At 65.7% G+C, this 20402-nt stretch carries 19 protein-coding genes; 11 read left to right on the top strand and 8 right to left on the bottom strand.

The features are described 5' to 3' along the window. Positions 1 to 26: 26 nt before the first annotated feature. A complete protein-coding gene (locus tag IOC69_RS13685; RefSeq protein WP_366935499.1) occupies positions 27 to 425 on the bottom strand; it encodes a type II toxin-antitoxin system RelE/ParE family toxin in 399 nt (132 codons plus the stop codon). Positions 426 to 431: 6 nt separating this feature from the next. Then, positions 432 to 686: a type II toxin-antitoxin system ParD family antitoxin gene (locus tag IOC69_RS04415; protein WP_290542319.1), complete on the bottom strand. Its 255-nt coding sequence runs from the start codon at positions 684 to 686 to the stop codon at positions 432 to 434. Between the two features lie 366 nt (positions 687 to 1052). Here IOC69_RS04415 and IOC69_RS04420 point away from each other — a divergent pair, with 366 nt between their 5' ends. From IOC69_RS04420 to IOC69_RS04455, 8 genes are all read left to right on the top strand, one after another. Next, complete coding sequence (locus tag IOC69_RS04420; protein ID WP_290542320.1) at positions 1053 to 1490, top strand: invasion associated locus B family protein; 438 nt, start codon at positions 1053 to 1055, stop codon at positions 1488 to 1490. 54 nt (positions 1491 to 1544) lie between these two features. Next, complete coding sequence (gene cls / locus IOC69_RS04425; RefSeq protein ID WP_290542321.1) at positions 1545 to 2993, top strand: cardiolipin synthase; 1449 nt, start codon at positions 1545 to 1547, stop codon at positions 2991 to 2993. Between the two features lie 594 nt (positions 2994 to 3587). Further along, complete coding sequence (locus IOC69_RS04430) at positions 3588 to 4892, top strand: sugar ABC transporter substrate-binding protein (protein ID WP_290542322.1); 1305 nt, start codon at positions 3588 to 3590, stop codon at positions 4890 to 4892. A 71-nt stretch (positions 4893 to 4963) separates the two neighbouring features. Further along, entirely contained in the window at positions 4964 to 5872 is a 909-nt protein-coding gene (locus tag IOC69_RS04435) for a carbohydrate ABC transporter permease (protein WP_290542323.1), read from the top strand. A 4-nt stretch (positions 5873 to 5876) separates the two neighbouring features. Then, positions 5877 to 6707 (top strand): carbohydrate ABC transporter permease, encoded by an 831-nt coding sequence (locus IOC69_RS04440; protein WP_290542324.1) that lies wholly within the window; start codon positions 5877 to 5879, stop codon positions 6705 to 6707. Position 6708: 1 nt separating this feature from the next. Next, positions 6709 to 7710, top strand: coding sequence for an ABC transporter ATP-binding protein (locus tag IOC69_RS04445; RefSeq protein ID WP_290542325.1), 1002 nt, complete (start codon positions 6709 to 6711; stop codon positions 7708 to 7710). Then, positions 7710 to 8480, top strand: a complete 771-nt coding sequence (locus tag IOC69_RS04450) for an L-iditol 2-dehydrogenase (RefSeq protein ID WP_290542326.1) — start codon at positions 7710 to 7712, stop codon at positions 8478 to 8480. The genes IOC69_RS04445 and IOC69_RS04450 overlap by 1 nt, the downstream gene beginning before the upstream one ends. A gap of 33 nt (positions 8481 to 8513) precedes the next feature. Continuing rightward, entirely contained in the window at positions 8514 to 9980 is a 1467-nt protein-coding gene (locus tag IOC69_RS04455; protein WP_290542327.1) for a mannitol dehydrogenase family protein, read from the top strand. Positions 9981 to 10085: 105 nt separating this feature from the next. Here IOC69_RS04455 and IOC69_RS04460 read toward each other — a convergent pair whose 3' ends face one another. Genes IOC69_RS04460 through IOC69_RS04475 form a run of 4 tightly spaced genes read right to left on the bottom strand, consistent with a single transcriptional unit; the run spans position 10086 to position 15775 of the window. Next, the gene (locus IOC69_RS04460) at positions 10086 to 12638 is read right to left on the bottom strand and encodes an AMP-binding protein (protein ID WP_290542328.1); all 2553 of its coding nucleotides are present in this window, start codon (positions 12636 to 12638) and stop codon (positions 10086 to 10088) included. Positions 12639 to 12667: 29 nt separating this feature from the next. After that, positions 12668 to 13672, bottom strand: coding sequence for an ELM1/GtrOC1 family putative glycosyltransferase (locus tag IOC69_RS04465; RefSeq protein WP_290542329.1), 1005 nt, complete (start codon positions 13670 to 13672; stop codon positions 12668 to 12670). Then, complete coding sequence (locus IOC69_RS04470) at positions 13662 to 14792, bottom strand: glycosyltransferase family 1 protein (RefSeq protein ID WP_290542330.1); 1131 nt, start codon at positions 14790 to 14792, stop codon at positions 13662 to 13664. Before IOC69_RS04470 ends, IOC69_RS04465 begins: the two co-directional genes overlap by 11 nt. A 50-nt stretch (positions 14793 to 14842) precedes the next feature. Next, a complete protein-coding gene (locus IOC69_RS04475) occupies positions 14843 to 15775 on the bottom strand; it encodes a hypothetical protein (protein WP_290542331.1) in 933 nt (310 codons plus the stop codon). 156 nt (positions 15776 to 15931) lie between these two features. Here IOC69_RS04475 and IOC69_RS04480 point away from each other — a divergent pair, with 156 nt between their 5' ends. The 3 genes from IOC69_RS04480 to IOC69_RS04490 all read left to right on the top strand — a co-directional run bounded on the left by IOC69_RS04480 (position 15932) and on the right by IOC69_RS04490 (position 19337). Next, a complete protein-coding gene (locus IOC69_RS04480; protein ID WP_290542340.1) occupies positions 15932 to 16978 on the top strand; it encodes an ELM1/GtrOC1 family putative glycosyltransferase in 1047 nt (348 codons plus the stop codon). Positions 16979 to 17015: 37 nt separating this feature from the next. Further along, positions 17016 to 18344: a sugar-transfer associated ATP-grasp domain-containing protein gene (locus tag IOC69_RS04485; RefSeq protein ID WP_290542332.1), complete on the top strand. Its 1329-nt coding sequence runs from the start codon at positions 17016 to 17018 to the stop codon at positions 18342 to 18344. Positions 18345 to 18419: 75 nt separating this feature from the next. Next, positions 18420 to 19337 (top strand): sulfotransferase domain-containing protein, encoded by a 918-nt coding sequence (locus tag IOC69_RS04490; RefSeq protein ID WP_290542333.1) that lies wholly within the window; start codon positions 18420 to 18422, stop codon positions 19335 to 19337. Positions 19338 to 19407: 70 nt separating this feature from the next. On the opposite strand, the gene IOC69_RS04495 is transcribed toward IOC69_RS04490, so the two are convergent. Together IOC69_RS04495 and IOC69_RS04500 are read right to left on the bottom strand one after the other, a co-directional pair. Further along, the gene (locus tag IOC69_RS04495; RefSeq protein ID WP_290542334.1) at positions 19408 to 19599 is read right to left on the bottom strand and encodes a hypothetical protein; all 192 of its coding nucleotides are present in this window, start codon (positions 19597 to 19599) and stop codon (positions 19408 to 19410) included. Between the two features lie 123 nt (positions 19600 to 19722). After that, the gene (locus tag IOC69_RS04500; RefSeq protein WP_290542335.1) at positions 19723 to 20103 is read right to left on the bottom strand and encodes a hypothetical protein; all 381 of its coding nucleotides are present in this window, start codon (positions 20101 to 20103) and stop codon (positions 19723 to 19725) included. Positions 20104 to 20402 lie beyond the last annotated feature (299 nt).

The raw sequence follows: 20402 nt of genomic DNA on the forward strand, positions 1-20402 counted from the left end.
CCGCGAGATGCTCTCGGTGGGTCTCCCTATGAATGGCGGGAACGGGTGCAAACGGGGCGGAAAGGCGAACCCGGAAGCCAGGCTGGAAACTGTCGGCTGGGCTCCCTACGCTCATGAAGCACGCGAAAGATTTCGACGGGACTGGGTTTAACGGCGCGATAGTAGATCACATGGACGGGATCGCCGACGGGTGCTTCCCGGCTTTCGTTTCGGCTGTGCCGGATGTGAAAGCTGCGAAGGTTTTCGGACAGATCGCTGCGATCCGCGGGGGAGGGGCAGCCCGGATCAGCCGCAACCCGCCTCATTGCCGCCGTCAGCAGCGCCCGGCAGCGTATTCGCGCCTCGGCGCCATGCATGGTCTCACGTGTTCGCAGCACTGAGGCGATATCGGCTTTGGCCGGTTCTGAAAGCCGATAGCGCCCCATTTCGGATCAACGCGCCGCCGGCGTGGCAAGGCCATCGAGAAAAGTGTTGAGGTCCTCGTCCTCGACGTCTTCGTATTCCCCGCGATCAAGCGCTGCGACCCCGGCGGTTATGCTTTGCCGAAGCCGTTCGAGCTTCAGTTCATCGGCTTTCAGCCGCTCTTGCCAGCCGCGCACCGCATCGCGCACCGCCTCGCGCACCGCCTCGCTGGCGTTCTGGTACTTGCCGATGCGGACATTTGATGTGCTACCAAAACCGGACAAGTTGATTCGCTATCGACATCCGTTCTTCATCACTGATCATGGCCTCCTGCACCCGCAATGTACGTCGCCCGCCGCGCCGGGCTTGCATGAGCCGGGCCTGGCATTCCAGCCCCGTGTCAGCATCCGGTCAGGCGGGCTCGGTCAGGCAGCCCCGGTCCGGCGGCGGGCGTTTCTCCCCTTGGGGCATGAGGCCTCATAGGTAAGGAGGCGCATATGGATGCCACATCCGGCAAGCTTGAACCGCCACCTGCCCGGCCCTATGCTGACGGAAGTTCTGCCCGCCGCGAGACAAAGACCATGAAATCCGCCGCCGTATCCTTGTTCCTGCTGCTTGCCGCAAGCGCTCTCGCGCCGGCGGGGGCTGGCATGGCAAAGCCCCTGGCGGGAGAAGCCTTCGGCGATTGGCTGCTGCGCTGCACGAAGACCAGCACCGGCGAGCAGGCCTGCGCGCTGCATCAGAGGATCATGGCCGAAGACACCCGGCAGCCCGTCGCGGCCATTGCCCTGGCCCGCAACAGGGACAGCAGGGAACTGCGCCTCGCCGCGGTTTTGCCGCTGGGGCTCGACATTCCCGCCGGCGTCACCGGCAAGGCGGGGGCGGTTACGCTGCCCCTCACCGTTCAGACCTGCGTGCGGCGCGGCTGCATCGCCAGCACCGCCGTGGATGAAAAGACGCTCGACGCGCTGCGCGGCGCGGATGGCTTCAGCCTCACCTTCAAGATGCGCCTCGTGGCGGAGCCCACCACCATCCCGGTTTCTCTGAAGGGGCTGGAGGCGGGGCTGAAGGCGCTCGACGCCAGGTGATGATATTGCCGCGCGCCTTGCCAGCATGGCGGTAAGGCCCTAGCTGACCTCCGTATGGCGTCCTTCCTGGCTGTCTTCATTCATGCCGCGCTGATGGCGGCTGTCATCCTGCGCGTTCTGCTGCGGCGGCCGGCGCGCGGCGTGGCTTTGGCCTGGCTGCTGCTTGCAATGATGGTGCCCTATGTCGGCGCGCTCCTCTATTTCCTGATCGGCGAACGCCGCATCTCCCGCGGACGCGCCGGGCGTCTTGCTCGCATGCAGGGCGACTTCCGCAAGATCACCGCGCCTCATCTGGCCGAGAACCGGCTGCAGCACGGTGGCGCGCGGCTGACCCACAAGCAGCAGCCGGTGGAGCGGGCGGCCCAAAGCTTCTTCGGCGCCCCGGCCTTCACCGGCAATTCCGTGACAGTCGCGTCCGACACCCTCGACATACTGAAGCATATGGCCGGCGACATCGATGCGGCGCGGAGCAGCGCGCTGGTGGAATTCTATATCTGGAACGAAGGTGGTCTGACGCGCGGCGTGCTGGAGGCCCTCATCCGCGCGGCAGGCCGGGGCGTGAAGTGCCTCGTGCTGATCGATGCCCTTGGGGCCGCCGGCTGGTGGCGGGGACCCGAACCGGACATGCTGCGCAAGGCCGGGGTGGAGTTGCGGGCGGCCCTGCCGGTGGGCCTGCTCCGCGGCCTCGCGGGGCGCGCCGACCTGCGGCTTCACCGCAAGATCGTGGTGATTGACGGGCGCCTCGCCTGGACCGGCAGCATGAACATGGTGGACCCGCGCTTCTTCAAGCAGGATTCGGGCGTCGGCGAATGGGTTGACGCCATGGTGCGCATCGAGGGGCCGGTGGCGGGCGCGCTGGCCGCCGTCATGATCAGCGACTGGGTGGCCGAAGGCGGCGTTACGCCGGAGCAGGTGGTGGCCGAGACCGGCCTTGAGCCCGCGGCGCCGCAGGGGCTTGCGTCCGTCCAGGTGCTGGCGTCAGGACCGGGCCAGTCGGGTGACGGCCTGCTGCAGATCATGCTGGCGCTGATCAATGCGGCGGAAAGCGAAGTGGTGCTGACGACGCCTTATTTCGTGCCGGAGGATTCGCTCATCACCGCGCTGCGCGGCGCGGCGGCCCGGGGCGTGAAGGTCATCGTGGTGCTGCCCCGGCGCATCGATTCGCTGCTGGTGCGGCATGCCAGCCGTTCCTTCTTCGACGAGGTGATCTCGGCGGGAGGCGAGATCCATGAGTTCAGGGGCGGGCTGCTGCACACCAAGTCGATCACCGTCGATGGCGGGCAGGCGATGTTCGGCACCGCCAATTTCGACATGCGCAGCCTGTGGCTCAATTACGAGGTGTCGCTTCTGGTCTATGACCGGGATGCCGTGGCCGCCATCCGCCGCCTGCAGCAGGGCTACCTCGACGATTCCAGCGCGGTGATGCTGGCGCCCTGGAACGAGCGTCCGGTGGGCGCGCGGCTCATCGAGTCGACCGTGCGGCTCATGACGCCGCTGCTGTGAATTCTGCGCCGCACAGAACAGAAAGCGAATCTTGCAATGCTTTGTGAAAGGCTTTGCAACAGCAGATTGTCACGCCACCTGCGGCGACCGGTAAAAAACATTGCGGATTCAACCGCTTGCTTCAGGCGAGCGGCATTCCACCGGCACATGGCAAAAAGCTTCATCGCAAAGCTATGCAGCGCCTTCGGACAGACCCTGAACGTTCTCTGACACACCGGTAAACTCAGACGATAAAGCTGGAGATAAAGCATTTTCAGGTCAGGTGGACACCGGTTGACCGTGGAAAGTGCGACAAAACAAATAGATAAAGCAGGTTTCGATACCACTGAACCGAAACCTGCTCTGGTCATAGCTGGCCTGCTCAAGTTGCCGCCCCGTTGCCCAAATCTCCGCCTCATTCCGAGCTCTCGGCCTTGATGAGGGCGTTCAGCGCCTGACGGTCGCCACTCTATTCCCGGCTGAATGGCCGCAAGCATCGCTGCGCCGCGGAAACCAATGTGCGGCGCACACAGGAAAGTCGCTTGACCATACGCAAGAAGCAAACATACGCTCCTATCATGGGCAAATAATTGCCCGATCGAACGGGAGGATCATATGAAATCTCTGTTGGCAGGCATTCTGGGCGCGATCAGCCTCGCCGCCCTTGCCTCGACCGCCTCGGCCGAAACGACCCTGGTCATTGCCACCGTGAACAACGGCGACATGATCCGCATGCAGGGCCTGACCGAGGACTTCACCAAGAACAATCCGGACATCAAGCTCGAATGGGTGACGCTTGAGGAGAACGTGCTGCGCGAGAAGGTGACGACCGACATCGCCACCAAGGGCGGCCAGTTCGACGTGCTCACCATCGGCACCTACGAAGTGCCTATCTGGGGCAAGAAGGGCTGGCTCGTGCCGCTGACGCAGATCGATGACCCGGCGGACCTGCTGCCCGCCATCGCGGGCGGCCTGACGGTGGACGGCAAGCTCATGGCCTCGCCTTTCTATGGCGAGAGCTCCATGGTGATGTACCGCACCGACCTGGTCGAGGCGGCGGGCGAGAAGATGCCGGAAGCCCCCACCTGGGCGGACATCAAGCGCATCGCCGGCAAGATCACCGACAAGGACAAGGAAATCTATGGCGTCTGCCTGCGCGGCAAGGCCGGCTGGGGCGAGAACATGGCCTTCATCACGGCCACCTCCAATTCCTTCGGCGCGCGCTGGTTCGACGAGAACTGGAAGCCGCAGTTCGATACCCAGGAATGGAAGGACACGCTCAATTTCTACCTCGACCTCATGAAGTCAGACGGGCCTCCGGGCGCGTCCTCCAACGGCTTCAACGAGAACCTCGCCTTGTTCAACGCCGGCAAGTGCGGCATGTGGATCGACGCCACGGTGGCCGCTTCCTTCGTGACCAACCCGAGGGACTCCACGGTTGCCGACAAGGTGGGCTTCGCGCTGGCGCCAGACAACGGCCTCGGCAGGCGCGGCAACTGGCTGTGGGCGTGGTCTCTCGCCATCCCCGCCGGCACCCAGAAGCAGGACGCCGCTCAGAAATTCATCTCCTGGGCGACGTCGAAGCACTACACCGAACTCGTTGCCGGAAAGGAAGGCTGGGCCAATGTTCCTCCGGGCACGCGCACCTCGCTCTACGCGAATCCGGAATATGCCAAGGTTCCCTTCGCCAAGATGACGCTCGACTCGATCAACTCGGCTGACCCGACCAGGCCCACCGTCAAGCCGGTTCCCTACGTCGGCGTGCAGTTCGTGGCGATCCCTGAGTTCGCCGGCATCGCGACGACCGTCGGTCAGATCTTCTCGGCGGCCCTTGCCGGCGAGAAGACCGCGGACGAAGCTCTCGCGGAAGCGCAGGACGTGACGCTGCGCGAAATGACCAAGGCCGGCTACATCAAGTAACCGAACCTCCCGCAACGGGGCTGCCCGACCGGAAACCGGGCAGCCATTCTCCCCCTCACTGGGTTTGAGCCATGGCAACGCAGCAGACACGCTCGATCGGCAGGATCGCCGTTGCGCCATCGGTTCTTGCCCTGTTCCTCTGGATGATCGTGCCGCTGGCCATGACCGTCTGGTTTTCCTTCCTCCGCTACAATCTGCTCGACCCCAACCCAGCCTGCTCGCTCATGACGCCGGGGGCGCTGCTGGACGCGGCGAACCGCTGCATGGCCGGCGCCGCCAACTATTATTACTTCCTCACCGACCCCGCCTTCTTCAAGGCCATGCGCAACTCGCTGCTGCTGGTGTTCTGGGTGCTCGTCATCTCCGTCGCCGGCGGAACGCTTCTGGCACTCCTGCTCGACCAGGCCATTTATGGCCGCAATGCCGTGCGCCTCATGGTCATCGCACCCTTCTTCGTCATGCCCACCGTGTCGGCTCTCGTGTGGAAGAACATGATGATGCATCCGGTGCAGGGTTTCCTCGCCTGGATCACGAAATCGCTGGGGCTGGGCGCCATCGACTGGTTCGCGCATTATCCGATGACCGCCATTGTCATCATGGTGTCCTGGCAGTGGATGCCCTTTGCAACGCTCATCATCCTCACCGCCCTTCAGTCGTTTGACGAGGAGCAGAAGGAAGCCGCGCAGATGGACGGCGCGCCGCCCCTGTCCTTCTTCTGGTACATGATCGTGCCGCATCTGGCGCGGCCCGTCACCGTGGTCATTCTCATCGAGACGATCTTCCTGCTCAATATCTTCGCCGAAATCTACGTCACGGGTTCGGGCGGCCGGGCGGGGAACCTGCCGTTCCTCGTCTATCACTACGGCCTGCTGTCGAACGATATCGGCGGCGCTTCGGCGGGCGGCGTCATCGCGGTCATTCTCGCCAACATCGCCGCCTTCTTCCTGATGCGCATGATCGGCAAGAACCTGGAGGCATGAGAGCATGGCGCGCGCCGTTCCCCTCCGCCGCAAGCTGATCTTCACGGGCCTCGCCTGGGGGTGCGGTTTCGTGATCTTCTTCCCGATCCTGTGGACCATCCTCACCAGCTTCAAGACGGAGGGAGAGGCCGTCGCCATTCCCCCAACCTTCCTGTTCTTCGACTGGACCCTGGAGAATTACGGCGTCGTGCAGGAGCGCTCGGACTATCTGAAGTTCGCGTCGAACTCCGTGATCCTGGCCCTGGGCTCCACGCTGATTGGCCTCCTCATCGCCGTGCCCGCCGCCTGGGCCATGGCGTTCGCGCCCGGCAGGCGGACCAAGGATCTCCTGATGTGGATGCTCTCCACCAAGATGATGCCGCCGGTGGGAGCGCTCATTCCGCTCTACCTGATCTTCCGCGACCTGAAACTGCTCGACAGCCACATCGGCATCATCATGGTGCTGATGCTGCTGAACCTGCCGATCATCATCTGGATGCTTTATACCTATTTCAGGGAGATCCCGGGCGAGATCCTCGAAGCCTCGCGCATGGATGGGGCCTCGATCGGCAAGGAACTGATCTATGTGCTCGCCCCCATGGCCGTCCCGGGCATCGCCTCCACCGTGCTGCTCAACATCATCCTGGCGTGGAACGAGGCTTTCTGGACGCTCACGCTGACGACCCGGAACGCCGCCCCGCTCACTCAGTTCATCGCCTCCTATTCGAGCCCGGAGGGGCTGTTCTGGGCCAAGCTTTCCGCCGCCTCCACCATGGCCATCGCGCCCATCCTCGTGCTCGGCTGGTTCGCCCAGAAGCAGCTCGTCCGCGGCCTCACCTTCGGAGCAGTGAAGTAACATGGGGGCCATAACGCTGAGGAACGTGAGCAAGGCCTTCGGAGACGCCGTCATCATCCCCGGCGCGGACCTCGAGATCGCGCATGGCGAATTCGTCGTCTTCGTCGGCCCTTCGGGCTGCGGCAAGTCCACCCTGCTGCGCCTCATCGCGGGGCTGGAAGATTTGACATCGGGCCAGATTCTGATCGACGGCGAGGATGTCAGCGGCGTGCCTCCGGCCCGGCGCGGGCTTGCCATGGTGTTCCAGTCCTATGCGCTCTATCCGCACATGAGCGTGCGCAACAACATCGCCTTCGGCCTCAGGATGGCCGGCATGCCCAAAGAGGAGATCGACGCCAAGGTGGCCAGGGCCGCGTTGACGCTGAACCTCACGGACTGTCTCGAGCGCAAGCCCCGCCAGCTGTCGGGCGGGCAGCGCCAGCGCGTGGCGATCGGCCGCGCCATCGTGCGCCAGCCCAAGTGCTTCCTGTTCGACGAGCCGCTCTCGAACCTTGATGCCGCGCTGCGCGTCAACATGCGCATCGAGATCATGCAGCTTCACCGGCAGCTCGACGCCACCATGATTTACGTGACGCACGATCAGGTGGAGGCCATGACCATGGCCGACCGCATCGTGGTGCTGAACAAGGGTGTGATCGAGCAGGTCGGCTCGCCGCTCGAACTCTACAACACGCCGAATTCCCTTTTCGTCGCCGGCTTCATCGGGTCACCGAAGATGAACTTCATCTCCGGGCCGTTTGCGGCCAGGCACAACGCCGCGACAACCGGCATCCGGCCGGAGCACATCGCCCTCACCGGCGCGGGCGGTGACGTTCAGGGCGCCATCATGCTCACCGAGCATCTGGGGGCTGACTCCTTCCTGCATATCGATGCAGGCGAGGCCGGCCGGCTCACGGTGCGCGCGCCGGGCGAGTATGGCGGCAAGCCGGGCGATGCCGTGGCGCTTCGCTTCGATGCCGCCCGTCTCCACCGTTTCGACAGCCAGGGAAAGGTTATCGTCTGATGCGTCTCAAGGGCAAGACTGCAATCGTCACCGGCGGCGCGCGCGGCATTGGCGCGGCCATAGCCGAAGGCTATGCGCGCGAGGGCGCGCGCGTCTGCGTGGCGGATATCAACTTCGCCGAGGCCGATGCGCTGGCGCGGAAGATCGGCAATGGCGCCTTCGCCCATGCCCTGAACGTCACCAGGCTGGACGAGATCAAGGCCTGCGCCGCCGAATGCGAGCGGCGCTGCGGCGGCATCGACATCCTCGTCAACAATGCCGCCGTCTTCGACATGGCGCCCTGGGGCGAGATCACCGAAAACAGCTATGACTTCGTCTTCGACGTGAACGTCAGGGGGCTGATCTTCATGCTGCAGGAGGTGGCGGAGAGCATGAAGCGCCGGGGCAGGGGCGGCAAGATCATCAATTTCGCCTCGCAGGCCGGCCGCCGCGGCGAGGCGCTGGTCGCCGTCTATTGCGCCTCGAAAGCCGCCGTCATCTCCATCACCCAGTCGGCGGGCCTGGCGCTCATTGCGCACAAGATCAACGTCAACGGCATAGCGCCCGGCGTGGTCGACACGCCGATGTGGGAGCATGTCGATGGGCTCTTCGCCAGATATGAGAACCGCCCCAGGGGCGAGAAGAAGCGCCTGGTCGGCGAGGGCGTGCCCTTCGGCCGCATGGGCAGGCCCGAGGATCATGTGGGCTGCGCCATCTTCCTCGCCTCCTCCGAAAGCGACTATGTGGTGGCGCAGACATACAACGTCGACGGCGGCCAATGGATGAGCTGACGGCTCGCCACCCGATTTGCGGAGAGAAGTGACATGACGAAGCTGAACCGCGCCAATCTGCCGAGTCTCAAGGGCGTCGCCGTGCCGAACTACCACGCCGCTGACCTCAGTCCCGGCATCCTGCATTTCGGCCTCGGCAACTTCCACCGCGCGCATCAGGCCGTTTATCTCGATTCGCTGTTCAACATGGGCAAGGGCCGCGACTGGGGCGTCATCGGCGCCGGCGTCCGGCCGGCCGACCGCGCTATGCATGATGCGCTGCGGCCGCAGGACTGGCTCACCACGGTCGTCGAACAGGAGGCGAACGTCAGCCGCGCGCGTGTGACGGGCGCGATGGTGGGCATGATTCCGCCGGAGGACCGCTCACGCATCGTCAGGCAGCTCGCGGATCCCGCGATCCGCATCGTCTCGGTCACCGTCACCGAAGGAGGCTATTTCATCGATCCTGCCACCGGCCAGTTCAACCCGGATTTCCCCGAGATCGCGGCGGACGGGAAGCATCCGGATGATCCGCATACGGTGTTTGGCCTCATCGCGCTGGGCCTCGGGAAGCGGCGCGGGGCGGGCGTCAGGCCCTTCACCGTCATGTCCTGCGACAACATCCCCCACAACGGCGTTGTGGCGCGCAATGCTGTCGCCGGAGTGGCGCGGCTGTGGGACAGGGGGCTGGCGGACTGGATCGCCGCGAACGCCGCTTTCCCCAATGGCATGGTGGACCGCATCACGCCCGCCACGACGGACCGCGAGCGAAAGCTCTGCGCGCAGGATTTCGGCATCGAGGACAACTGGCCGGTCTATTGCGAGGAGTTCATTCAGTGGGTGCTGGAGGACACATTCTGCAACGGCCGCCCGGAGCTGGAAGCCGCCGGCGTGCAATTCGTGCCCGATGTCACGCCCTTCGAGTTCATGAAGATCCGCATCCTCAACGGCGGCCACGCGGCGATCGCCTATCCTGCGAGCCTGCTCGACATCCACTTCGTGCATGATGCGATGAACCACCCGCTGGTGGCCGCATTCTTCGCCAGGATCGAGCGCGAGGAAATCATGCCGACCGTGCCGCCGGTGCCGGGCGTGGTGCTGGACGATTATTACCGCCTCATCCATCGCCGCTTCTCCAATCCGAAGATCGGCGACACCGTTCCGCGCCTGGCCTTCGATGGCTCCAACCGCCAGCCCAAGTTCATCGTGCCGGTGGCGCGGGACCGGCTGACGGCCGGAGGCTCCATCTCATCGCTCGCCTTCGAGTCGGCGCTGTGGTGCCGGCACTGCTTCGGCAAGTCGGAGTCGGGCAGGGACATCACGGCGGGCGACCCGATGTGGCCGCGCCTCACCGAACTGGCGGCCCGCGCAAAGGCCGATCCGCCGGTCTGGCTCTCGATGGACGACGTCTACGGCGATGTTGGCCGGTCCGAGGTCTTCCGCAAGGCCTTCACCAAAAGCCTCACTGACATCTGGTCCAAAGGTACGGCGAAGGCGCTGGCCGATTTCGCCGGGGCCTGACGCATGTTCCGGTGAGGCGGAATCACCTGGTCGGAACATGCGCCAGATCAAAAGCCTGAGCATGATCTTGTCGCAAAAGCGGGTTCCACTTTTGCGGATCATGCTCTATGCCTCGCTGGCCGCCAGTGCGGTTTTGCGGCTGAGGCCTGCCAGCGCCAGCCGTTGCAGCGTCGCCGCCGCAATGCCGGTGAGGACGCCGGTCGTCACCGTTGCGGCAATGCCCCAGGCGCCATAGTCCTGCATCCTCAGCAGCTCCGGGATCACCAGGTGGAAGAGATAGATGTGATAGCTCGCGGCCGCCACCGACATCACTCCGGGCAGAAGGACACGCGGCAGGCGGAGCGCCGGCAGGAACAGCAGCACGGCCATGACAGGTATCTGCAGCAGGTTCATCACCCAGGCCCCCGTCCAATTGCCGCCGAGAATGGCCGCGGTCGGGCAGATGACCGCAAGCGCCGCCAGCAGCAGCAGCTTCTGCGGCGTCCTTGTCGCGAAACAGGCGGCCCAGCCGAGCAGCGGCAGCCACAGCACATAGCTGAGCAGGAATATCTTGCGCGCGCCCACGTCATGGATCAGCGGCACGCCATAGCGCAGCCCGAAGGCCAGCAGCATGGCGGCGAAGGCCGTTGCGAAGGGCCGCCGCGCCACCGCGCGCCGAACCCCGCCGAAACAGAACAAAAGGGCGGTCAGCAGGCAGAGCTGCGCATAGGCCTCCACGAACCAGTATTGATAGGGCAGCATGCTGCCCTTCGCGGGATCGGCGAACCCCAGGTTGCCGGCGAGGAAGACCGAGGCCCACGGAATTTTCCGCCACGCCAGCGCAAAGCCCGCGGCCACCACCAGATAGGGGAGCAGGTTGCGCAGCATGGGCTTGAGGATGGCGGAGACGCGCCCTTCGAACAGGGCCTCGCGGTGAAAGCGCGCGAAGCCATGGCCCACCAGCATCATCAGCACCATGGCGCCGCCGGGAATGGGCCAACCCGAGGCATGATGCAGCACGATCAGCAGAATGGCCATGGCGCGCAGGGCGATGTGGCTCTCGATGTTCCCGAACCACGGGCGCTGCGGCGCGGCGTCGCGCGCCGCCATCGCATCGAGCCGCGCCACCGGCATGGCCTCCCATCCCTCGGGCAGCCGGCCCAGCCGCGCCTCGATGGCGAGCGCCACCTGCACATAGGCGAGCGAGTCGCCCTCAAGGCTTTCAAAACTGTCCCGCGGACCCACCGGGCGGGGATAAAGGGCGGCGCGGAAATCATGCAGCAGGCCGCGTGAGGGCGCGGCTGCGGCCGGCGGGGCATGGGCCGCCAGCGCGCGGTAGTCGATCTTGCCGCAAGCCAGCCGCGGCAGCGCGTCATGGCGCTCCACGCGGATGAAGCGCTGCGGAATGGCGGCGGCCCCGGCCGCCAGCCGGGTCACATCCAGCGCCGTTGCCTCCGCATGGATGGTGATCGCCCCGTCATTGCCCGTCACCGCGCAGGCGATGCCCTTGGCTTGCAGCGCCCATTCGATGGCCTCGTGCCCGATGCGAAGACCGGCAATCTTGGAGATGCGCTTTGCTCGGCCCATGATGCGGATGAACCCGGCCTCCGTCATCACCGCAAGGTCACCGGTCGCAAGCTCGTCGAGTTCCAGTCCGCGTGCGAGGTCGGCGCGGCTGGTGGCATAACCCATCATCACATTGGGGCCGCGGTAGAACAGCTGGCCCGCCTCGCCCCGCGCCGCATCGATGCGGAACGCGCCGCCCGGAATGGCAATGCCGATGCAATCGGCATGCGCCGTCGCGGCCCCGGGCGGCAGATAGGCCATGCGCGCCGTGGCCTCCGTCTGGCCATACATGGCGAAGAACCGGCCGCCATGGGCCTGCATGGCTTCGGCGTAGAGCGTCACCAGCTCCGGCGACAGCCGCCCGCCGGCACAGGTCATGCTGCGCAGCGCGGGCCACAGGCGCTGGCGAAAACCGATCCGCTCCAGCAGCTCGAATGTGTAGGGCACGCCGGCCATGCCGGTGCAGCCCAGTTCGGCCGCGGTCCCGATGAACCCATCGGCGATCACGCTGCCGCGGCAGAAGGCCAGGCTGGCGCCCGCCGCAAGGTGCGAATGGAGCACCGACAGGCCATAGGAATAATGGAATGGCAGCGTCTGCGCCGCCCGGTCCGCCGATGTGAGGCCGAGATAGGTGACGATGCTTTCCGCGTTGGCTGCAATGTTGCCGCCTGACAGCCGCACCCAGCGCGGATTTCCTTCGGTGCCGGACGTCGCCAGCATCAGCGCGAGGCCGGGGTGGATGCCGCCTTTGGGGCGCGTGCCGGTCTCCTCCATGCGCCAGTCAGCGCCCGCCGGCGTAAAACTGATCTCGGGCGAGAAGTCGCGATGGAAGGCGGCGGCGGCCGCGCCATCGCCCGGCGGCAGCAGCGCCACGGCATGGCCGGCCTTCAGGCAGGCAAGATAGCTGACGACAAAGCCGGTTGAGGGCTGCGCCGCAATGGCCACGAGCTTCTTTTGACCCTCAATGCGCCGCGCCAGGGCGTCCACCCGGGCAGACAGCCCGGCATAGCTCAGCACATGATCGGGGAAGACGAGTGCCGGCGCGTCATTGTCCGCCGCAAGATGCGCGAGGATGTTCAAGGCAACACTGGCTCCGTCCTTCGAATGGGCCATCGGCTGGGGGCCAATAATGGTTGTTCGGTTCAGCGCATCAGCTTACGCAGCGACTCGATGGCGATTTCAAGGTCGCGCCGCGCGGCGCCGGGTTGCGGTGGCGGCGCGGCTTCGCCGAACCAGCCAAGCCGGCCTTCGGCAACAAGGCGCGCAAACAGCTTGCGTCGGTCCGGCGCAACTTCGATGACGCCCGCATCGAACAGCCACCGCACGGGAGCCAGCAGCGGTTGCCGCACCTCGACGGCATTGCGGTAGAGCCAGCTGCCCAGCTTCCACTTGGCGTTCAGCGCCTGCGGCAGGCAGTAGACGGAGACGGGCTTTCCGCTCGCCAGCGCATCGGCCGCCATGGAGACCGAATCGCTCGTGACGATGATCGCGGCGGCCCCGGCGAGCGCCTCCAGGTAGCGGTTCCCGCCGCGCCCGAATATGCTCAGCCGGTGCGGCGCGGTGATGCGGCGTTCCAGCACCGCAATGGCGTCTGGCGGCGTGCGCGGGCCGGTCACCGCGTCGAGGGTCGCGCCGGTCCTCGCCGCATGGGCCAGCGCATCGGCGGCGAGCCTTTCTGCCGCCGCGCCGTCGAACAGGTCGGGGAAGGCCGGTCCGCCGATCGCCAGGGCGATCGGACCTGTGCGGCTGCTGGCGCCGGTCTCCAATCCTTCAGACAGGGGCATGGAGAGTTCCACCACATTGGCGGCGGCCGGAATGCGATATTGCGCGGTGGTGATGACGAGATCGAAATTCTTGGGAGAACCCGCCGGCCGGCCGAGACAGACGATGCGCGTGCCGGGCGAACGCCGCTTGATCTCGCGTGCGATCACGCTGGGCGAAGCCTCGGCGACGAGCACGAGGCCGGGCCACGGCGGCGAGACCTTGTCCCTCAGCAGCAGCTTCGAAAACACGGGAATGTCCGGCCCGGCGAAACGCAGCCTCCTCACCTCATGGGGCCAGCCCGTGGCCTTCGCCAGCGCCAGCATCTGATCGAGGTCGCCCTTACGCCCGCGCGACAGGATCCAGATCGTCGGGTCAGCGGACATTGGCCTCGCGCAGAACCGTTCGATAGCTGTCGAGCAGGCCGGAGAGGATGGCGTCCCAGCTGAAGCTCAGCGCCCGCGCGCGGGCCGCCCCGCCCATGCGAATGCGCAGGCCCCCGTCGGTTGCCAGCTGTTCGAGCCTCGCGGCAAGGCCCGCCTCGTCGCGCGCGCTGACCAGGTATCCCGTCTCGCCTTCCACCACGAGCGAGGTGCTGCCGCTGGCAATCGCGTTCACGGCCGGAAGCCCGCTCGCCATGGCCTCCAGCGTCACATTTCCGAAGGTCTCGCTTTCCGACGGGAAGAAGAAGATGTCGGAGGAGGCATAGGCCCGCGCCAGCTCCTGCCCATGCAGGAAGCCTGCGAACACGCCGTTCCTCAGCCCCGCCCTCATCGCCGCCATCTCCGGTCCGTCGCCGATCACCAGCGGCTTCACCCTGAGGCCGCGCGCGGCAAGCATGTTCATCACCCGCATGTAGACGGCGGTGTTCTTCTCCTTCACCAGCCGCCCGGCGAAGCTGACCGCCACCTCATTGTCCGCAATGCCGAGCGCGCGCCGCCACGCCATGTCGCGCCGCGCGGGCGAAAACAGCTCGCTGTCCACGCCGCGCGCCCACACCTCCACATGCCGCGACTGGCCCTGCGCGCGGATGATCTCCGCCATGGACTCGGAGGGCGGATAGACGCGGCGCACGCGGTTGTAGAAATTCTTCATGTAGCGGCGGCCGAGTTTCTCGAACAAACCCAGGCCATAGAAGCGCAGATAGGTGTCGTAGCGGGTGTGATAGGAGGCGACGACGGGCACGTTCCATTTTTCCGCCAGCCTCAGCGCCCGGTAGCCAAGGATGTCCGGCACCGCGATGTGGAACAGCGTGGGCCGGAAATCCGCCAGCCGTTTGCGCTGCGCTTCGGGCAGCCCCGTGGCGATGCGGTATTCCCTGCGCGTGGGAATGGCGAAGGAGGGCACGGGCACCAGCTCGCCGGCCGGTTCGAAGGCAGGCGTCTCCGCCACCGGCGCGAAGACCAGCACCGGCACGCCGCGCTTTTCGAGAAACGCCACGAGGCGGTTCAGCGTCAGCGCCACACCATCCTTTATATAGTTGTAGTTGCCCGTGAAAAGCGCCACCCGCAGCGCGTCCGCGGGCGGCCCTGACTCATGCGTCTCGTGAGGCGGGCTCAGGCCGCGGCCTTCATTTCGGCGAGCGGCGGCAGGCTGGGCGCGGCCTTCATCATCTCGACCGAGTCATGGCGGATGTAGTTTTTGTCCATGGCTTCCCTGATCTGGGCATCCGTCACCATGCCGGCCTCGTGGGCGCCCTTCAGCAGTCCGTAGAACAGCTGCTCCTGCTTCGGGTCCGGGTGCCTGGCATAGCGCCCGAGCAGCGCATGCTCGCCGAACATCTTGCGGCGCATGCGCATGATCCAGCCGATCACCGGCACGAACTCGGTCGGGGTGTAGTCGACCTTGAGGCCGGTCTTCCACGGCTGGGTGCGGCGGCGCGTGTTGTGGATCATCTTCGTGGCGGGCGTCAGCCTGTCGAAGTCGTTCCACGCGTTCTCGAACACGCCGATGGTGTTGGGATCTTCCATGAGGAGCGAGATCCACTGGTGATAATCGCGCTTGCCCTCGAACAGCTCGTTGAAACTCTTCTCCACGTCCCAGTGCTTCAGCCTGGCGCAGTCGAGCAGCATGACGGATGAGGCATAGGCGCCGTTCTTGAATTTGGAGCCGCGGCACATGATGGCCTTGCCCTGCATGTCACGCGTCAGGAGCTCCCAGACGTCCTGCACCGCGAAGACGTCCGGATCGACGACAAGGGCGCGGCCCTGGTAGCCCATCAGCTGCGGCGGCAGGAAGCGGGTAAGGGTGAAGGACTGCAGGTCATTCTCCAGCCACACGCGGTCGACGCCGTGGCGCTTGTAGGTCTGCCCGTCGCGCCTGGCGAAAAACGGATAGGCGTCCTTGTTCATGATCGTCACGTCGAACTCGCCGGCGTGGGCCGAACGCTTCATCGAATAGGCGGACACGATGGCGCCGATCGACTGCTTGTCGTTCGTCTGGATGAAGATGTGAGGCCGGGTGGCCCCGGCATTGCCGGTCGAAGCCATGACAATCCCCGAAACTGTTGCTGACAAGGGTTCCCTCTATCATGTACTGACCCGAACGTCCAACGCCGCCCGCGCGCGGCTCTCTGTCACAAGGTCCAAGTCTTTGCCGCAGAACGGAAATTTCGCCTGAAAAACCGCAGCCCGAAAACCTGGATCCTGACCAGCCCGCACTCCGGCGACAACACCCAGCTGCGCGCCCTTGCCGGCGCCCTGGGCTGGCCTGCTGAGTCGAAGCAGCTCCGCTACCGCCGCCATGAGGCCCTGCTGCGGCTGATGAGCCTGCCGACCCTGGCGGGGGTTGATCTCGCGGCCTCGAGTCCCCTTGAGGCGCCCTGGCCAGACCTCGTCATCTGTTCGGGCCGCGCCGCGGAGGCGGTGGCCTTCTGGCTCCGCAGGCGGAACCCGAAGCTCCGCATTGTCTTCGTCGGCACGCCCTGGGCCGCTCTCCCACGCTTCGACCTCGTCATCACCACCCCGCAATACCGGCTGCCGCAGGCGCCCAACGTGCTGCACAATCCGCTGCCCGTGCATGACGCAACGCCGGGGCGGCTGGCGGCGGAGGCGGCGCGCTGGGCGCCGCTGCTCGGCCACCTGCCGCAGCCCTTCACCGCGGTGCTGGCGGGCGGTTCGAGCGGCCCCTATCGCTTCACGCCGGAGGCGGCGAAACGCCTCGGCCGCGAGGCCTCGGCTTTGGCCTCATCCGATGGCGGGTCACTCCTTGTCACCACCAGCGCCCGCACCGGCGAAGCGGCAGCCGATGCGCTGCAGGCCGCCATAGCCGCTCCGGTTTTTTTCCACCGCTGGCAGCCGGATGCGGCGGACAACCCCTTCCACGCCGTCCTCGGCCTCGCCAGCCGCATTATCGTCACCGCGGACTCGATTTCGATGATGTCGGAGGCCGTCAGCACCGGAAAACCCGTGCTGCTCTTCGACATCGAGGAGGGGTCCTATGCCATCCGCCGCGATCTCGACTCCCGACGCATGGCGCCGCGCGGCCGCAGCCTCGGTGCGACCGTCTTCCGCCTGCTCATCAACCACGCGCCGCCGCGCTTCTCGCGTGACCTGCGCGTGGTCCACCGCCAGCTCGTCCAGTCGGGCCATGTGCAGTGGCTGGGCGGCCCGCCGGCCAACACCGCGCCGCAACCGCTGGAGGATGGCCTCGCCCGCGCCGTGGCTCGCATCCGCGGCCTTTTCGGCCTATGAGCGTGTCTCTTTCACCATTCTGGACGCCGCGATTCAAATGCCTGCCCCGCAAGACACCCGCCTCAGCCCCGGCGATCGCCTGACGACTTTGAAGGGTGCTGCCTGGAAGGCCCTGCTGGTGGCCGGCGAGGGCTTTGCCTACATGGTTGCGGGGCTTCCCATGGCGCTCCGCCGCGTGTTCCGCGGTAAGCCCACGCTGGCGCTGCCGCCCGCCGAATATCTTCACCGCTATTATGCCTGGGTCTACTGGCAGCTGCCATGGGGTCCGCTGAAGGCCATCGTCGCGGCCATCGTCTGGCCCATCGCGCTGCCCATTGCCGTTTTCGTTTTCGCGCGCCGCAATGCCCGCGCCGTCGCCCGGCGTTCGGGCGTAAGCCCGGCCGCGCAGGTCCTGGGCCAGGTCGAGATGGCGTCGCGCTTCGCGATTGCGCCTTTCTGGTACTACATGTTCGAGCTGCACCTGGCCGAGCGCAAGAAGCTTGCGCATCTTTATCTCACCGCGCATGAAACCATCGGTCCCGCCTATTCGCTGCTGCAGCCGCCCGAGGCTGCGGATGGCATGGACGACAAGATCTGGTTCGCCGGGCACTGCCATGCGCGGGGTGTCAGCGCCGTGCCCGTTCTCATGCATTTTTCGAAGGGCGGGCGCCAGCCGCTGAAGGGTGGCAGCGCCGTGCTGCCCGATGGCGATCTCTTCGTGAAGCCGCGCTCCGGCTCCGGCGGCCACCGCATGGAACGCTGGGATTTCATCGGCGGGGGCCGCTATCGCAACGCCCATGGCGAAACCATGACCCGCGGCCAGCTGATGGAGAAGCTCGCCCGCCAGTCGCTGAAGGACGATTTCCTCGTCCAGCCGCGCCTCGCCAACCATCCGGCCCTTGACGACATCTCGAACGGCGCGCTCGCCACCGTGCGGGTGCTCACCTGCCGCAACGAGCAGGGCCGGGCGGAGGCCACCAATGCCGCCTTCCGCATGGCCATCGGCAATCCGGTCGTGGACAATTTCCACCAGGGCGGCCTGGCCGCGGCGGTGGATCTGACGACGGGCGTCATCGGCATCGCCTCCGACATCGGCATCCGGCCGGACGTCGGCTGGCGCGACACGCACCCCGTCAGCGGCGTCCGCTTCGCCGGCCGCACCCTGCCGCACTGGCCGGAAGTGGTGGCGCTGGCGGTGAAGGCGCATGAGGCCTTCCCCGAGCGCGTGGTGGTGGGCTGGGACGTCGCCATGCTGGCGGACGGCGCCATGATCATCGAGGGCAATGGCAAGCCCGATCTCGACATCCACCAGCGCGCCGAGCGCGCGCCCGCGGGCGAAAGCCGCATCGCTCATCTCCTTGCATGCAATGTGAGCCTCCGCGCCTGAGGGACGGCGCGTTGCCGATGCGGCGGCGATTTGCTATGTCCGGCGCGCCGGCGCCGCTTTGAAAGTCCAGAGGTTATGCCCGTTCCCAATTCATTCGACATTCGCGTGGCCGTGCGCGAAATCATTTCGCATGGCTCGTTCGTGCTGCCGCGCGGGGTGGGCATCCGCTTCGAGCGCTGGTTCCGCGGCTACGAGGAGGTGAAGAAGCGCGATGCCGCGGACGCCGCAATCGTCTCCTTCGGCAAGAGCGGCCGCACCTGGGTGCGCGTGCTGCTGTGGCGCTATCTCGCCAGGAAAAACGGCTATGCCGGCGGCTCGATCTCGGGTTTCGATGAGTTCCGCGATCGCCGCCCCGGCGTGCCGGTGCTGTTCTTCAGTCACGACAATTACCTGAAGGATTATCTCGGCCATGACCGCAAGGCGGAGGTCTATGCCGGTCTTCCCGTGGTGCTGCTGGTGCGCGATCCTTGCGACACGGCGGTGTCGCAGTTCTTCCAGTGGAAGCACCGCATGGCGACGCGCAAGAAGGTCATCAACGGTTATCCTCTGGCGGACGACACCAGCGTCCATGACTTCATCGCCGGGGCGCAGGCGGGCATCCCGAAGATCGTCGAGTTCATGAATGACTGGGCCAGGGCACAGCCCCGGATGCAAAAGCTGCTGGTGGTGAAGTACGAGGACCTCCGCGCCGACACGAAGGGCCAGCTGCGCCGCATTCTCGAATTCCTCGGCCAGCATCCCGCCGATGCCGATCTTGATGACGCGGTGAGCTTCGCCTCGATCAACAACATGCGCCACATGGAAATCGAGAACGCCAGCAAGCCCGGCGCGCACCGCAGCATGAAGCCGGGCAATGCCGGCGATCCGTCGAGCTTCAAGGTCAGGCGCGGCAAGGTCGGCGGCTGGCGCGACTATGTGACGGAACAGCAGGCGGCCGCCCTGGACAGTTTGGTGCGCAACACGCTGAACCCGGTTTACGGCTACAGCGGTTGACCCGTCTGCTCCGGATGCGCCGGAAGGGGCGAAGCCGCGTGACACGGCTTCCGCGCTGTTTGTGGACGGCCTATTTCGCTGAAAGGATCACTGGGGCGCCGATGTTTGCCTTGAACATGCCGCGCCCGTGGGTCACTGCGACGAGCGTCTGGTTGTTCAGCCAGAACAGGTCGAAGACAGCGACATTGGCGGGGCCGTCGTTCGTCGCGCTCCACGTCGTACCGCCATTCTCGCTGGTGAAAAGCCCGACTTCCGTTCCCACAAAGACGCGGCTGGGATTGCCCGGCTGCGTCTCGATGGCAGAGATGGGGGTTGCCGGAAGCGAGCCGTGGATGTTGGTCCATGTGGCGCCGCCATTGACCGTTCGCCACAGATTGCCGCTATTTTAGCCGCCGAAGCCCGCGTAGACGGTGTTCGCCGGGTCCTTGCCGGGGGTGAGCGAAAGCAGCATCCGGCCGGTGGGCAATCCGGCGTTTTTCAGCGCAAAGCCGGGCTTGGCGGACGAGGCGTTCAGGCTGTTGTAGACCAGCCCCGACGCCGTGCCGAACCAAAGGTTATTCGAACCGCCGAGCGCGATCTCGCTGATGTAATCCCTCGCGGAATATACCTTCCGCCATTGCGGAACCGGGCTCTTGAGGTTCGTGCTTCGCCACAGTGAGGTGCTTCCGCCCCACATCGTATTGGGGTTCCATTTGTCGATTTCGAACGGGGCAGTGAACAGGGCTCTGCCGGCGCCGGCATCCGACAGGCCCTTGACGATGTCCACGGACGGTCCGGTTCCGTTGGTGGCCCGGTGGATCAGGAGAAAGATGTATTCGCCGTAGACGTAATTTCCGTCCGCCGGATCGATGGCCGACTCTCCGCCGTCACCGCCGGAGAGCAGGTTCCAGTCAACGCCGCTTCCGCGACAGACGAGATCGCCGTTGTTCTGCTAGGAGCCTGTCTGGAAAACAGCCTAGACGGCGGGGATAGAATTTGATTCACTCGGGTTATGAGCAAGACATTTCGATCGTGGGAAGTAGATCAGGCGTGGCTTTTGCCGGCTTCGGTTCATGACTTTGTGCC

Origin of the sequence: Aestuariivirga sp. (assembly GCF_020252405.1) — a bacterium.
In the GTDB taxonomy this organism is placed as follows: Bacteria; Pseudomonadota; Alphaproteobacteria; order Rhizobiales; family Aestuariivirgaceae; genus Aestuariivirga.